Source organism: Bradyrhizobium sp. WYCCWR15520 (assembly GCF_056174665.1).
Map to the genome: position 1 here is coordinate 15631 of NZ_JBWBWM010000023.1, position 15812 is coordinate 31442.

Consider the following 15812-nt stretch of genomic DNA (forward strand, 5'->3'; position numbering starts at 1 on the left):
GGCATGCACCCAAAGCCTTGGCGTTACAGCAATCCGACCTTGTGCATGATCTCCCGAATCTGAGCCGGATTGGGGTCCATCATCGTTGGCGCAAGTGTCGCGCCCGTCGTTTGTGCCGGACCGCGCGCGATGTGGCTCGCACCGTTTTGCATCGGATGGACGGACTGCGGTGCCGTTGCACCGGCCGGAACCATGCTCGGTGCATCGACTTGCGCCAGTCCCAGCAGACGACGGAGGGTGTCCAGCGAGGGGTCGGCTCCGGGCGCGGCGGCGCCCGGGGCGACGCCGGTTTCGAGGCCAAGTGCACGCATCGCGTTCGGCAATCCAGCGCCTGTACGGTTTGGATCACCGAATTGCAGCGGCGTCGCTGTCTCCTTCAGGATCTGGAACAGCCGTTCCACACGGCGCCCGTCGCGATTCTGGAACGCACCCTTGAAGTCCGGGTGATGCGCCAACACGAGGGCGGCCAGGCCCGTGACGTGCGGCGTCGCCATCGAGGTGCCGTCCCATGCGCCGAAACCGTCCGCTGGAAGCGACGAGATAATGCCGACGCCGGGCGCGCAGACGTCGATCTCCGGCCCGAAGCAACTGAACTTTGCCGGAAAATATCCGTCGCGGCTCCGGAAACCATCCAACGCTTGCTGCGCATGGTAGCTGTCCTCGGGGAATTCGCCCCATTTGCCCATCGCGGCAACCGCCAGACAATGCGGTGTCGAAGCCGGAAATTGTACCGGCCCCGAGGAATTCCCGGCAGCGATGATACAGGCCATACCCAATTGTTTGGCCCGAACGATACGATCCTCGATGATCTTCGAAGGCTCGCCACCACCCAGGCTCATGTTGGCGACGTCGATGCCCTGCTCCATGCAGTAATCGAGCGCCTGGACGAGATCGCTGAACCGACCGCCGGGGAAGATCCGGCAGACATGGATCTCCGCCGCGGGCGCGAAGCCGCGGATGCCGCCTCCACCGGGAACCGGCCCGCCGGCGATGATTCCGGCGCAATGCGAGCCGTGGCCGATCGTATCGACGGTCCAGGCCGTTTTATCATTGCCGACGATGCTGGCGCCGCGGGTTACGCCGCGCAGATTGCGATGGGTTGGCGCCGCGCCGGAATCGATCACCGCGATTTTCACGCCGGCGCCATCATAGCCCGGGGGCACGCGATCAAGACCCATCGCGCGCTCACCCCACCCCATCAACTGCCGGCCGGGGAAGTCGCGCAGTGACGCAGCGAGGGCTCTCACGACAATCCGGTTGACACTATTGGGAACGAGCTGCGGGCGATCGAGCCAGAAAGTCCAGTAGTCGACCTTGGCTTTGACGAGGATCGAGCGGATGGTATCCGGCCTTTCGCCTTGAATGGTCAGCGTGACACGGCCGGCGGCATCGGTGACACCCTGGGTCGGCCACATGCTGCCGAACACATAGACTTCGGCGTCCGGCAGCGGACCGGTCTGGCCCAACACCTCGATCGTCGCCGAGAAGCCGTCAGCCAACGGCGTGAGTACCCCGGGATTTGGCATTTGCGGTGTGGTTGGGTCGAGCATGTAGCTCAGCCGCTCATCGCGCTCCACCGCAAGACGCGTTCCCGCCTGGGTCTGCAGCAGCTTGGCCTTGTCGGGAGCCATGCGGGCGAGCACCAGCGGACTGAGTGGCGCTTGTCCAAGCTCCGCGCTCTGAAATCCGAACAGGCGCGGCGGCTGCACCGTCTTCACCACCTCGATGTCAGGACTATTGGTGAGCTGCTGGGCCACAAAATCGGCACTGAAGGTCGCAACCCCGCTTTGCTGCTGCGGCGCGATCATGAATTGCGCCGCGCGCGGTGCGATCGTTGCGGCGTCCTGCCCTGATGGAGGCGTCGCCGTAGCTCCGCCATTTGATGCCGACGCTGCCGGCGCTTGTTCCGAATGCGCGCCGCTGTCGGCCGTTTCATCATGATCACTGTGGCCCGGAGTTCCTGATTTGCTTCTTGCGGCCATATGCGGCCTCCTTAATGGTTTGCGAGTTATGGGCTTGCCCCTCGAAATCAATCGGGGTCGAATTGCTTCAGCGTTGAGTTCGGCTCCACCACGATGGTGGTGAACGCCGATTTGAGGCGATTGGCCTGCGTGTTCGTCATGGAAAGAATGACGACGTCGGGCGCAATTTGCGCGACCCGTCTGACGCCGGGTTCGCGCTTCAAGTAATCGGCAAACTGACCGGATTTGACCGGCTCGCCTTGCACGATGAATTCCTGCGGCGAGTTTGAATCCGCCATCTAGGCTCCATTCACATCTGCTGCGCGAAGGGCGGACTTGCGTCCGCCCTTCGTCGTCAGGTCTAGTGCATCGTGCCGCCGGGCTGGCCGGCGTCGAAGACACCGATTTGCCGACCGATATTCACGCCGGTCTGCACACCCTGGCCGATCTTCCTCAGCACGCTCCAGAAGCTCTGCAACTCCATCTCCGTCGGCGGCGCTTCCGCGGCAGACTGGAAGCCGGGCTGGCCGGCGCTGAAAATGCCCAGTTGTTTACCGATATCCAGGCCGGTCTGCGCACCCTGACCGATCTTCTTCAGCACACTCCAGAAGCTCTGCAGCTCCATGTCCGTCGGCGGCGTTGCCGCAGCGGGCTGGAAGCCGGGCTGACCGGCTTCGAAGACGCCGAGCTGGCGACCGACATTCACACCGGTCTGCACGCCCCGGCCGATCTTCTTCAGCACGCTCCAGAAGCTCTGCAGCTCCATGTCCGTCGGCGGTGCTTCCGCGGCGGCGGGCTGGAAGCCGGGCTGACCGGCTTCGAAGACGCCGAGCTGGCGACCGACATTCACACCGGTCTGCACGCCCCGGCCGATCTTCTTCAGCACGCTCCAGAAGCTCTGCAGCTCCATGTCCGTCGGCGGTGCTTCCGCGGCGGCGGGCTGGAAGCCGGGCTGACCGGCTTCGAAGACGCCGAGCTGGCGACCGACATTCACGCCGGTCTGCACACCCCGACCGATCTTCTTCAGCACGCTCCAGAAGCTCTGCAGCTCCATGTCCGTCGGCGGCGCTTCCGCGGCGGCGGGCTGGAAGCCGGGCTGACCGGCGTCGAAGACGCCGAGCTGGCGACCGACATTCACGCCGGTCTGCACACCCCGGCCGATCTTCTTCAGCACGCTCCAGAAGCTCTGCAGCTCCATGTCCGTCGGCGGTGCTTCCGCGGCGGCAGGCTGGAAGCCGGGCTGGCCGGCGCTGAAAATGCCCAGTTGTTTACCGATATCCAGGCCGGTCTGCGCACCCTGACCGATCTTCTTCAGCACGCTCCAGAAGCTCTGCAGCTCCATGTCCGTTGGTTGAGCCGTGTCTGGTCCGGTGGAGAATGGCAGGAACCCGCCGCCAACCTTGCCCACGATACCACCGACATTTTTCCCGGTCTTGCCGCCGATCAGGCCGCCGATCAATCTTCCGGCGGCGCCGCCGAGGATGGAGCCGAATATCCCTTGCGGATCCAATTGACTGTAGTCTTCAATTCCTTGCTGCGTTCCATTCATGAGTAAAGCCTCCTTCAATATGTTGCCTGGCCCGTAAGCGACGCGCGCCTACGGTGCAGGACCGGGATCACTTCGCGTACGAAGGTGAGGCTGATGTTACGCGCATGATCGTGATCCAAGTGTCATGCGGAGCGTGAAAGTTGCGTCAAAGTCTATGGCACCGGGCAAGTTGGGTAAGGCGGACGCGAATTGTCAGTGCGGAACATGCGCCGGATGTCGCGCTGCAATTGTTCGGTTTCCCCTTCCGGCACAGCGCGAACTTCCTTCCATAGCACCGCGCGGCAAAGATCGTACTGACGCAAAGCGTCCGCCCGGCGGCCCTGCTGCGCATAACAGCGCATCAATATGCGGTGCACGTCCTCCTGCAGTGGATCGATTGCAAGAATACGCAACGCAAGGGCGATGGCGATGTCCATTCGCTCGCGCCCGCCGGCGTCCAGCAGGCCAACAACGGCCCGCATGGCTTGCATCCGGAGGCGCTGGCGCTCGGCAGACAGCCAGGCTTCAAACGCACATGAGGTTGAGCTGATGCCATCGAGAAGTTCGCCGCGATAAAGCGCTGCCGCTCGCGCCAGCCGTTCGGGGTCCCCTTCCTTCAGGAGTTGTTCGAATTCCCCGACATCGGTCTTGACGGCGTCCGGACAGATGCGGATGTCACCGCGATCCACCGATATCACGTCGGCGTATTGCGGCAGCACACGGCGCAATGTGAGCAGGGCCTGTCGAAGGCTGGCGCGCGCGCGATCTGCAAAGTGTCCGTCCCACAGCAGCAAAGCGAGCTTGCCGCGTGAAATGCCGCGAGGGGAGCTGAGGGCTACATAGCCTAGAAGCGTCGCGGCCTTTCGACTCGGGATCGATACCGACTCGCCGGAGACCTGCATTACCTCGACGCCGCCGAACAGATTGATCTGCAGCAGAGGCATGTCATGACCCTCAGTTAATAACTGACCCGAAGCAGTTCGATACCGAGCAATTACTTATCAGCATGATCGTCCACAAATGGGACGCCGCCACCTGTAAAAACGTCGGCGGCCAGGACCGAGATGCGTCTGACAATCCTACAACCTTAGTTAGACAAGACAATGGACCACCTCATATCTTTTTAGTGATTGCAAGTTTCCTTCGATAGTGAACTGCCTCATATGCGTGAGGTTGCGTATGCAAAGCTGTCTGATCGCATCGGCCGTCACGAGCGCATGAATCTCACCCTCAAAAAGGACGCGATACGTCCACGCGGCTTCAACGGTCTGCAGCGCCGAATCGCTTCGACGCCTTGGTTGGTGAGTTCAACACAGAGCCGCCGCATGAAGCGCTCGACACGAAGTGTCCCACCAAACTCAACACGAACTCACCACGCCGCCACGACGGGTTGCCCCGAACCGGCTTATCCGTTCCACGATCGCGACGAGTCACAGCGTGCGATCGCCTCCGTCGGCACCCGAAAAAATATCAACCTCTTCACCCGTGCTGACCGGCCAAAAGGCTCGGCATCACGGAAAGCGCCAGCACTGCCCGCCAGCTTCATGCACTTTGATCTCGGATACTTTGACCTGGAGCACAGACCGGGAGCCCAAGAACCTTGCAGCCGTTCGGCACGAGGTTGTCACCCACTAGGTACCAATGCCTCCGGCTGGACAGACGATGGCGGAGAGGGATGGATTGCCGCGCGGCTCAGATACATCCAATAAAATCAGTGACATATTGTACGCCCGATGGTTGCGTGTGTACCAGCCGCGTATCCCGAGTTCGGATGCGATCGGGGATGGCGTGTGGTCCTATATCCTTCGAACGCTCTTTGAGCACTCACGCGCGTCCAAAAGCGGGAAACGGGGCCGTTCATCGGCAAGGCATAGTCACCAAGCACATGAAGTTGCCGCTCACTTTGATCGTCGACGCAAATTACGGGCGGCTTCGATGTGCCAGGACATCCCCATTGCCTCAAACAGGCCCTCTGCCTGGTCTAGCAGTTCGGCTACGTGCTCATGTTCTCCGCGAGCAACGCGCATCTCGGCGTCACAGAGCTGCGTGATCGCAATCTCATGGCGCGCTCCTCTGGCAAGAGCGTTCTTCATCGCCAGAGCGAGATATATTTCCGGCGAAGTCCGGCCGTGTCCGGCAGCCGAGGCGCGAGCCATCGCGCGATAGGCCATGGCTTCGCCCAACCGATCATGCTGTCGACTGCGCAACACCGCGCGCGCCGCGTGATGCCTCGCCTGCTGCCATCGTTCACTTTCAACCAAGCCGTCTGCCAACCAACCATGATTCAATGAGACAAACAGTCCTCGATTACGCTTCTCAAGCCATGACGTGGCATCTACGATCGCCTGCAACGATTTCTGGGATCTTTGCGTCATCCAACTCGCATATCCGCCCAATGAAAGGCTCTGTGCATACAAATACAGGCTCTTCACCCGCTCCGCGACATGCTGGCCCTTCACCGCGGATGTTCGCGCGTCCTCCCAGCGGCCCTGCCACAAGCTGACGGCGCTTCGCAAACATAAAACCGATGCCTCAACCTCATGGCCCGAGTTCTGAACTGCATCCAATGCTTCCTCGAAACATGCGTGTGCCTGCTCGAACAGCCCACGGTCACCGAGCACCGATGCTTTGCAAGCCAACGAATAAGCAAGTGCAACGGCGGGCCGGCCGCTTTTGCGGAATTGGCGCTTTATCGAGATTGCCTCGTCAAGCAGTACGAGGGACTTGTCGTATTCCGCGGCCGCCGCGCAGGCCTGCCCCAATACCGCTTGAATTTGCACAGCAAGCGGTTCGTCGCCGACGGCCGTGGCACGCGCAAGCGCGGTTTCCAAACAGCTTGTAGCATAAGCCAGCTCCCCTAGCGCATAGTTGATATTTCCGACCCAGTATTCAGCCCGTGCAAGCGCGCGCTGATCCTGGCGAGCAGTCGCAAGGACGACGGCACGTTGCAGGAACTGAAGCTGATCCCTTGACGGATCAAATACGCAGGCCAAAGCCAGCCGTTGCGCGATAGAGAGCCAACGTTCATAGTTTTCTTGAGAAGAATCCGGATCGAGCGCAGAGAGAGCAGCACCATATTGTATTTGGGCACGGTCCAAAGCCGAGGCGGCGGCCGCTTTATCTCCCGCGGCCTCAGCGTACTGAGCGGCCTCGACCACCTGCCCGCATGCGCCGTAGTGATATGCAAGTAGCTCCCAGGCTTCTTCTTGCGCGCCCGACGGGCCGTCTTCCTTCAGCGTGTCAGCGATACGTTTATGCAGTGCATTGCGCTGGCGCAGACCGACTGAGTCGTAGATCACATCGCGCGCAATGCCGTGCTTGAATCGAAGGGTTCCCGATTGCTCGCCAGGAAAAATGAGATCTTGCACAGCGAGCGTTGCGACAAGTGGATGATTTCCCCCACAGCCAGTGAGCTTTTCAAGCAGCCAGGTGGGAATGACATTGCCAATGACGGCTGCCGTGCGAACCAGATCAATCTGCTTGGGCTGCAGTCGCTCGACACGGGATTCTATGAGCTTGTCCAACCACGCCTCGCCGATGTGAATGCGGCCAATGCGGTGGTGATGTGGACTGTCGTGAGCAACGGAGTGGCATAGCTCCTCAATAAACAACGGATTGCCACCAGAGAGCTCCCTAATCTTTGTAACGGTGAAAGGATTGCTTCCAGGAACCAGTTGACGAATGATTTCCTCAGCTTCGTCGGCGCTGAAAGGGGCAAGGGTCAAGATAGTCGCGTCACCGACTGCCACATTACCAGCACCAAGCTCGCGGCTTGCGACGAGCACGAACAATGTCCGATTATCAAGGCGTCTTATTGCTTCGAGTACCTGACGCGACGCGGCGTCCGCCCATTGCCAATCGTCGATGAACAGCACCACAGGTTTCGAGGTGACCAACACATCGAAAAGCTTGCATATTGCGGCAATTGTGTTTTCCGGAGCAACATTACGCGCTTCCAATTGCCCGCTCACGGGATCCAGCGAAAGAGCGCGCAGGAATTCAGGCCGATAGTTGAGGAGGTCGGGATCGATCTCGCCGAGTGTTTTCTCGAGCACCTCAGCGGCGCGCGCAGCTGTCATTCCATGATCCAGGCCTAGCAACGATCGGAGAATCTGGAGGAATGGCTGTAAGGGTTCAGCGCTTAGATAGCTTTCGCAGTAGCCTCGCAGTATCCGGCAATCGGAATTTGCCGAGCCGCGGAGAAATTCCTCGACGAGCCGGGTCTTTCCCATGCCTGCTGGTCCAACGATAGCAACATATTGCGGCTTGTCTCTTATGACGTCGTAGAGGCTTCCCTTCAGAGCCTGGAGCTCGGTTTGACGGCCTATGAAGGATGTTAGCCCCCGCATCGATCTGGCTTCGAATCGTGTGCCGACGGCAGCGCGACCGAGGATTCCGTAGACCGCGATCGGCGGGATTATCCCTTGAAGGTTGAGGGATCGCCTGGGCGTGGTCGCATAGAAATGGCTTTCAGCACCTAGCGTCTCTTCGCTCACTATAATCTCGTCGCTTTGCGCAACGTCGGAAAGGCGCGCTGCAACATTTACAGTGTTGCCCAACAGATCAAGTCGTCCGTGAAGATCATCCCCATCGGCAAGAAGTACCAAGCCGGAGTGAATTCCGGTATGCAAATACAGGGGCGGCAAGGTGCGGGGTGAGAGGTCGAGTGGAATTCTTCGAACGAATTCGTGAAGATCAAGTGCGGCCTCGGTCGCTCGGCGCCCATCGTCCTCATGTGTTTCCGGATAGCCGAAGCTGGCCAGTAGGCCGTCCCCCCGAATCTGGACAATCGTTCCACCATGCCTTGGGATGATGTCCTCATAGGCGCGGCGGAGGTGATTCAGCAGATCCGAAAAGTCTTCGGCCTCCATACCTGCCGCGAGGCGGGCAGAATCTGACAAATCCGAAAAGAGGATTGCAAGATATCTGCGCTGTGATCTTGCTTCTTCCTGTCTTCGATTGGTCATCGCACTCACTGTGCCGCGTAAAGGGCTTCCTCTTGGGACGGCAGTTGGCAGCGGAAGCTCGCATCGCCAGATTGAGTGCCACGAACCTATACCTTTTTGCACATGCGTGCGAGCGCAGAAGTTCAGCCGCGAAACGGGAGGTGTTTGCGCGGTATTCGAGTGGCCCGCCGTGCGTCAGCCGCCGTTACGTAGGCTCACGGTCAGTTGCACGTGCGACATCGTCGGCCGCAGTCGGGTGAATTCCAGCAATCCGGCCAGCATGCCTAGCATGACACCGATAGCCATCTTGTGGGCCGGGCAAGCATGGGTGGGGTGGTCCTTCTCGCTGCGCTTGCCGCCGAAGATGAGGTACAGGCCGTCATCGTCGCCCTTGCTCAGGCATTCTTGCGTCGCGGAGACGATGCTCACCACGATTCGGTCGCCCGGACGGACCTCAACTGGCCCGATAAAATGCGGCACCAGCGCGGTACGCCACACGAGTTCTGGCACAGGACGCAACAGCAAGGTTTCCTCCAATTGCGGCATCAGGACCTGCCTGGCTCTCTCCAGGCGGTCCTCGGTTGCATCGGCCAGATAGGCGAGCTGATGGTCCCAAAGCGAGCGGTCGGTGATCCACTCAAGAAGCGCTCCACGGATATTGCCGTCGACAGTCGGAAGAAATCCCATCATTACGCCGATCAGCGTGCTCGTACGCTGGTCCCCTTGATATCCCTCGAAGATCGCCTTCCCAAGTTTCCCCTGTGGTGTCCCGCCGGCTTCGAAGAACCTCCCGATCGCAGCTTTCAGCAGTTGGCCATGTTGCTGTCCTGCCAGGCTCGCCGGCGGTCCCGGATTGGGCTGGAACATGTAGCGCGACGGCGAGTGGAAGTGACCGGGGCAGGTCGGAGGGCCGGCGGATCGCCAATCCCACCCCCCGCGCTCGACAAATTTGTCATCCGGCACGCTGAACCACTCGTTACTGATGCGCGCCAGAACGTCGTCGACGAAGTCCTTCACCTCCAGCCTTGTCTCGGCGCCGTCCGGGACGAGGTGATTCAGGGCATCCCGCGTATGCTTGAACGCGCTCTCGAACCCATCTCGAATGGTGACACCCATGAGAGCGTCGTTGGCCGGGCGGGACTCCTTGCAGTAGCTCGACATGGGCAGCCCGTCATCGTCCTTGCCCAGGAAGATTTCGCCAAAGGAGGCCTTCATGCGCTCCGCATAGCCCGTCACCGTGTAGTGCCGGTCGCGGTTATTGAACACGCGATTGACCAACTCCTTGCTGCATATCAACACGCCATATGGCGTTCGGAGCACCCCTCCGTGCAACTCCCGTACAGCCGTCCACACCACCTGGCTGATGCCCGACGTACGTGCGGATAAATCCTCCAGCACGATCTTCCATTGCTCCGCCGCCGCGTCAAAGCCCTTGAATTGCTCGGCACGGCGCAGTTTGGCAATGAACTCCTCACCCCTGCGCGCCTCCATCGCCAGTCGCAAGGTGCGCTGATCTTCCTTCGTCTTGCGGTGGCGGTCGTCGGCGCCCTCCTCGATCTTCGCAGCCAGGTCTGCGATCGACTTGAGTTCGGCGATCGCCTTGATCGACGGGACGAAGGCGTAGAGACCCCATTCCAGCTTGACGACCGGCCTTTCGGGATCCAGCTTCACGACTACCCTCGCTCCGCCGTTATCGTAAAAGACGAAGCTGTGCGGGTCGCCGTCCTGCGGCACACCGAGGAACGGGTCGCGCATGGCGGAGTACGTATTCTGGTTGCTGCTGTTGCTGCCGCTCAGCCAGGCCTGGATAATCTCGAACTGCTCGGCGATCGACGCATTATAGGCCATGAAAAACAAGCCGCGTTCGGCGTCGGCGTTCGCGCCATCGAAGGGTGGACCATACGACATACCTCGTCGCATGATCCGGGGCACGGTGCGAATGTCATCCCGAGGCTCCTCGGAGCGGATGCGTGGATTGGCGCGCCGCATATGGGACTGGAACGGGCATGCCATTCCATCCGGGTCTCTCGAATAGTCAAAGTCGTTGCCCTTCCTATCCGTGATCGTCTTGTCATCGATCAGGATTTCGCCGTCACTCGTACGGCCCATGAACTTCGCCTTTGTGCCCTTCGGGTCTTTGTTTTGTTCGAGCATAGCGTTCAGCGCTTTGACGTCCTGCTTCAGCTTGCGCACGACGAGAAAGGTGCTGTCATCCCACAGCTTGCCGGTCAGCGGCGGATCGCTGAGCGAGTTCCCGTATCCCAGCAACAAGTCGCCAGGCACGATTTCGTCGGAATAGGTCCGCCTTTTCGGAGGAACTCCGAGCGTTGGTTGGCTGATGCCATCCACGAAATCGAAGTGGCCCCTCGGACGGTCTTCGCCGGGCTTGAGGTAGCGCTGCATGCACTGCACCGAAAGGATCTGCACGCCCTTGCCGGAGAGCGCGCGATCGAACTGGCGGATCGCATCCGCCAGCGGATGCTTGCCGTTGGCGAGATCGTGCCATCGGTCGGACGGCCCTGCGCAGGTGTACTGGACGATCGCGTGGACCGTGGTCAGTTCCACGCGGTCGGACTCGTTCGGCCGCGGCCAATTGCGTTCAGGGAGAGACCATCTGGTCGGGTGATTGTAGAGCCGGTCGCCGAGAATACTGGCTCGCGCCGCCATACCTTCGCGGAACTCGAACGGCAGCAGCGCGAGGGTACCGTTCGGCACACCCGCGCGTGCCAGTCCCTGGAACGTGAATCCGAGGTTAACCCATGGGACTTTATTCGCTTCGCCCTGTGTGGCGGCGGTTCGCTTTATTTCCGGTTCAAGGTACGCGAGCATATCGCGCGCCGCCGCGGAGTCCTTGAGGGCGACCAGCAACAGACACGCGTGGGTGGCGCCCTTGTACTGGTCGATGATGCCGCCCTGGACGTTGTCCTTGCCGAATTCCGCTGCTGCAGGGCCAGAGGGATCGCGCGAGCGCGATTTAGCGAACCACCTCAGCGCTGCTCGTTCAGTAGGATTGTGACCCTCTTTCGGGGCGGTCCCGCTGAGTTGCTCAGCGCGGTATCCCAGCAGATGCCTTGCGGCGCGCAGCAGAAAGTCACCGTCTGTTTCAAGCGGCGGATACAGATCGGTCAAGCGATACAGAGCGGTGAGGGCCGGAAGTGCCTGCTTCAGAATCAAATTGGGATCGGCTTCCTCACGGTCGAGCGCAACGTCGTGCGGCCGCTCCTCGCCCACCCCATTCAGGTCCGTCGCGACCTTGCGCCGAAGATAATGCAGGTCGCTCACTGTGAGCGAACTGGCGTTGTAGAAGAACTGAGTATCGACCTGCGCCGACCGAACCCAACCTGCGTACGCGGGGTAGTCGTGGCTGAAGGAGTCTAAGTAGCCTTCGCAGTTGCAGAAGATCACGTCCAACAGTGGCCCCAGATCGCGCCATATGCGGCGCATGTAAGGCTCCCACCCACCGTCGAATGCGACGGAAAGGAGAAGCCGCCTTGGCGGGTCTTCTCCGATAATCGCAAGTCGGAAGGAGTGAAGCGCCCGGATTCGGTCGACCGCGTCGCCGATCAGCGGCGTCGGTTCCGCCTCCACCGACGAAACACGCAACGCATTCAGGGTTCTCAGCAGCTGCCGCACCCGGGTTTCGTAGGTGCGCGAGTCCAGCGCCGGGATCAGCCCGGACTTGATCGTTGCCACAAGGGTAAGGTCGCTGACACCCAACAAGCTCAAGCTCTTCGATTTGCTCTGTACATCGATCTGCATGGCGCTTCCCCTCGTTCCCGATCCTTGCGATTGAGTTCGCTAGAGTGGCGGCCGCACCCGCATGACCGGCCGCGGCAACGGCTTGTAGGGCTGCCCCACTGTCGGCAGGTTCAACGCACGCTCCGCCTGCATCAGGGCGTCCAACACGCCCTCCAATGCGGCCGCCTGCGCCGCGAGCAATTGCGAATCGTTGTCCGTTGCCGGCGCGGCTTCATCCTTGTCCTTTTTCAGTATTGGTTCGTCGATTGCCTGACGGATCAGGTCGCGAAGCGGCTTGCCGTTATCAGGCTGCGAGGCCGCCCAGGTCAGACCGGCCAGGCTCCTCGCCAGGCTGTCTCGCATTACATTGAGTCGCACCCAGCGATGCTCATTCCAGCCGTCCGACAGTTCACCGGAACTGCGCGCGACGGGGAAGGCATATCGCTTGATCAGCTTGAGTGCCGCCACCCGCCCCAGATCGGCCAGGCCCCTGATGTCCTGCTCCTTCATCAGGATGTTCAGGCCGCCGATCCCGCTACGCAGCCCCACCTGCACGACGCGTTCGCGCACCCCGGGCAGGCGAGCTAGCGTGGCGTCGCTCCAGTTAATCGTTGTCGATGCAAGCGCACTGAAGAAGCCGTAGAGCCTTTCGATAGGCTCGGGCTCGGTCTCGAACTCGTTCCAGTGGTCCTCCCCCAGCTGGAGGTGGTCTTTCGGCAACCACACGTCACCGTAATAATCTTCCTGCGCTTGCGTCGGCGGGGAAGAAGGGGCTTCCGCCGTCCCTTCCTTGCTCGTGGAAATCTCGTGCAGCGAGATGCCGAAAGTAGGCCAGGAGGGGATGGGGCTGTCGAAGAGATGGATCGGAAAGTTCGAACAGATGCCGCCGTCGCAGAACAGGCAGCGCCTGAACACATGCTTCTTCTTGTCCCGCTTGTCCAGGATCCAGAGCGGTACTGCGCTGAACAGGACCGGAAAGCTGATGCTCATGCGCGCGGCCACCAGGATCGGCAGGTGCTTTGTCGGCAGCCGATACATCGGCTCCTCACTGCTCCCAACGACCGGCGATTTGCCCATGAGGAGTGACCAAAGCCAGTGGAATCCACTGGAGGGAAAGGCTTTCGCACGAGGCGGCGCTGGCCGGGCAAGCCCTCGATACTCATTTGACCGGCCCGTGACCGGATCGACCTCCATGTCCCTGACCACATCGGGCGGGAAGAGCCGGCGCATCTCGCTCAAGCGAAAGTAAAGCTCGCGGTCATCCTCTTCGCCTTCATTCTGCGGAAAGACGTATGGACGCCCGTGGGTGACGTTGGCGGTGAACACCTGGAGATTGATCGAAGCGGCACCCACCGGGTTCGGATCGTTCAAGGTCTCCCGCGGCGAGCCCGGCGCGGCGGCGAGGTCTGCGAACGTCAGCGGCCGGTCGTCTACTTTCCGCCCGGCAATCTCCTGGATGAGGCTGTGCAGCCAGTCAGTGAAGGGCGGGAGCCGCGCGTCCCCCGAGCGCGTGCCGCTGCACAAACCGTAGTCGTGCCGCACCATACGTCCGACGTCGCGTACGATTAACACGAATACCGCGGCAACGCTCACAATGAGGGCGAGCATCGTCGCACTGAACCCAATCAGGAAAGCGAACAGCCAGTTGATGTCGCCTTGTCCGGCGCTCACGAGCGCGAGGAGCCAGACGATCGCGAGGGCGATCCAGATCGTCAGCACGATCCACGACTTTGCGTAGGCGAAAACGACGCCGCGTACCAACGCCGCCAGTTTACCGGTTGGCTTGGCGAAGCCGGGCAACAGCGCATCGAACAGACGCTTGTTTTCTTTCTCGGGTTGGAAAAGCCATGCGAGGCGCGTCTTGCCGTCTTTTTCCTCGGCGACAGAATCGGCGCGCTCCAGCATGATCCGGAAGCCGTCCGACGATCCGTGCCGACGCCGGTATTCGGCGGCGGCGGCCAATGCTGCAGCGCCGGCGCCTGACGACGCTCCGCCGATACTGTTGAAGCGATAGACAGTCGCCAGCGCGAATATGGCCGGCGGATAGGCAATCGAACTCGTGACGCCACCGGTGAGAATCAGATCGCAATAGCGATCTCTCGGCGCCCGATCATCGAAGCCAGGTAGCGGTTCCCTGGTGGACATTCGAACTTCCTCACTCGAACCACCGACACTACCGCCACTGCAGAATAGACCTGCCGTTGGCAACTCATGGTGAGCTAGTTCACATTCTGAGACTCATTTTGCGCTGCTACTGGAGATCAATGTGCGCCAGCCTTGGGCTTCGCCGTTTTCGCACTTGTTTAGTTGTCCAGACACTATGGACCGTGTCTGACCGGCGGTTCGGTAGGGCTCATTCAGGCCCGCAAGGCGACTACAAAGGCGATATCGTCGGCTCGAATCTCGAATGACCTCCGGCGCGGTGAGCAAGGGCTCCAAATGCAAGGCGCTTCGGCCGTACTGATCCTGGGATCGAGTGCGGCAAACGGACGAGTTCGTGGGCCAAAGCGCCGCTGAGCAAAGCAAGAAGGCCTTAATTTATTAGCTCTTTCGAGAGGCTGGCGGAGAGGGAGGGATTCGAACCCCCGATAGGCTTGCACCTATGCCGCATTTCGAGTGCGGTGCATTCAACCACTCTGCCACCTCTCCAGGCGCCAAGACGGGCCAGATTCGGCCCTGTGGTCGGGGCGTGTTCTAGGCGAGGATGGCGGGCCAGACAAGGCGCGGGGCCAAGAAATCCGTGCCGGCCCTGGGAAACAAAAAAGGAGCCCAAAATGGAGCATTTGACGGTTCAGGCCAATGGCGCGGCGCTTCACGTCGCCCGCATGGGCGCCGGGCGACCGCTGCTGTTGCTGCATGGCTGGCCCGAATTCTGGCTGACCTGGGAGCCGGTGATGACGCGTCTCGCCGACCGCTTCGCCCTGCATGCACCCGACCTGCGCGGCTTCGGCGACAGCGACAAGCCCGAGGGGCCCATCGGACCCGACCAGCAGGCCGCCGACATGCTGGCATTGATGGATGCGCTTGGCCTCGCGCAGGCCGGCATTATCGGTCACGATGTCGGCGGTGCATTGATGCAGTCGCTGGCGCGGCTGGCGCAGGAGCGCATCGCCGGCCTGTTCTTTTTCGATTTTGTCTATCCCGGAATCGGGCCCCGCATGGCGGAGCCGGAGCGGCTCAACAACATCTGGTATCAATCCTTTCACCAGATGGAGATGGCGCCTGCCCTCATCGGCGCGAGCCGCGAAAGCTGCCGGCTCTATATTGGGCATTTTCTCAAAGCGTGGTCGCATCGCAAGCACGTCTTTGACGATCAACTCGAGGCCTTCACCGACAATTTCCTTAAAGCGGGAAACCTTGCCGGTGGCTTCGCGCATTACCGCGCAGCCCATGCTGGCCGGGTCAGGATGATGAAGGGTGAAGCGCCGGCGTTAACGCCGATCGGCGTGCCGACCTGTGTTCGCTGGGCCGAGCATGATCCGCTGTTTCCCTATGAATGGACCGACCGTCTTGGCGAGACCTTTACAAATCTCGATCTCGCGATGTTTCCGGGTGTCGGCCACTTCCCCCATCGCGAGGATCCCGATCGCGCAGCAGCGGAGATCGCGGCGTTCTTTACGCGTATCGGCTGGAGCTGAA

The 15812-nt window shown here is 60.9% G+C and carries 8 protein-coding genes and 1 tRNA gene; 1 reads left to right on the plus strand and 8 read right to left on the minus strand.

Annotated elements, in window-relative coordinates:
• Nucleotides 1–23 precede the first annotated feature (23 nt).
• The 8 genes from AC0QUY_RS25305 to AC0QUY_RS25340 form a co-directional block, all read right to left on the minus strand.
• Nucleotides 24–1982 (minus strand): S8 family serine peptidase, encoded by a 1959-nt coding sequence (locus AC0QUY_RS25305; protein ID WP_475388929.1) that lies wholly within the window; start codon nucleotides 1980–1982, stop codon nucleotides 24–26.
• Nucleotides 1983–2029: 47 nt separating this feature from the next.
• Nucleotides 2030–2260, minus strand: coding sequence for a hypothetical protein (locus AC0QUY_RS25310; RefSeq protein WP_161850758.1), 231 nt, complete (start codon nucleotides 2258–2260; stop codon nucleotides 2030–2032).
• A gap of 62 nt (nucleotides 2261–2322) precedes the next feature.
• Entirely contained in the window at nucleotides 2323–3510 is a 1188-nt protein-coding gene (locus AC0QUY_RS25315; RefSeq protein ID WP_475388931.1) for a hypothetical protein, read from the minus strand.
• Between the two features lie 152 nt (nucleotides 3511–3662).
• The gene (locus tag AC0QUY_RS25320; RefSeq protein WP_475388933.1) at nucleotides 3663–4433 is read right to left on the minus strand and encodes an AfsR/SARP family transcriptional regulator; all 771 of its coding nucleotides are present in this window, start codon (nucleotides 4431–4433) and stop codon (nucleotides 3663–3665) included.
• Between the two features lie 954 nt (nucleotides 4434–5387).
• On the minus strand, nucleotides 5388–8456 hold the full coding sequence (locus AC0QUY_RS25325; protein ID WP_475388934.1) for an ATP-binding protein: 3069 nt from the start codon (nucleotides 8454–8456) through the stop codon (nucleotides 5388–5390).
• 174 nt (nucleotides 8457–8630) lie between these two features.
• Complete coding sequence (locus AC0QUY_RS25330) at nucleotides 8631–12194, minus strand: hypothetical protein (protein WP_475388936.1); 3564 nt, start codon at nucleotides 12192–12194, stop codon at nucleotides 8631–8633.
• Between the two features lie 39 nt (nucleotides 12195–12233).
• Nucleotides 12234–14318, minus strand: coding sequence for a hypothetical protein (locus AC0QUY_RS25335; RefSeq protein ID WP_475388937.1), 2085 nt, complete (start codon nucleotides 14316–14318; stop codon nucleotides 12234–12236).
• 414 nt (nucleotides 14319–14732) lie between these two features.
• A tRNA-Ser gene (locus AC0QUY_RS25340) sits at nucleotides 14733–14822 on the minus strand.
• 125 nt (nucleotides 14823–14947) lie between these two features.
• On the opposite strand from AC0QUY_RS25340, the gene AC0QUY_RS25345 reads away from it, so the two are divergent.
• Nucleotides 14948–15811: an alpha/beta fold hydrolase gene (locus AC0QUY_RS25345; RefSeq protein ID WP_475388938.1), complete on the plus strand. Its 864-nt coding sequence runs from the start codon at nucleotides 14948–14950 to the stop codon at nucleotides 15809–15811.
• Nucleotide 15812: the final 1 nt, after the last annotated feature.

Bases quoted from the DNA above. Each gene is read 5' to 3' on its own strand.
- AC0QUY_RS25320 (WP_475388933.1), bottom strand. From the start codon at position 4,433: ATGCCTCTGCTGCAGATCAATCTGTTCGGCGGCGTCGAGGTAATGCAG.
- AC0QUY_RS25315 (WP_475388931.1), bottom strand. From the start codon at position 3,510: ATGAATGGAACGCAGCAAGGAATTGAAGACTACAGTCAATTGGATCCG.
- AC0QUY_RS25335 (WP_475388937.1), bottom strand. From the start codon at position 14,318: ATGTCCACCAGGGAACCGCTACCTGGCTTCGATGATCGGGCGCCGAGA.
- AC0QUY_RS25310 (WP_161850758.1), bottom strand. From the start codon at position 2,260: ATGGCGGATTCAAACTCGCCGCAGGAATTCATCGTGCAAGGCGAGCCG.
- AC0QUY_RS25330 (WP_475388936.1), bottom strand. From the start codon at position 12,194: ATGCAGATCGATGTACAGAGCAAATCGAAGAGCTTGAGCTTGTTGGGT.
- AC0QUY_RS25325 (WP_475388934.1), bottom strand. From the start codon at position 8,456: ATGACCAATCGAAGACAGGAAGAAGCAAGATCACAGCGCAGATATCTT.
- AC0QUY_RS25305 (WP_475388929.1), bottom strand. From the start codon at position 1,982: ATGGCCGCAAGAAGCAAATCAGGAACTCCGGGCCACAGTGATCATGAT.
- AC0QUY_RS25345 (WP_475388938.1), top strand. From the start codon at position 14,948: ATGGAGCATTTGACGGTTCAGGCCAATGGCGCGGCGCTTCACGTCGCC.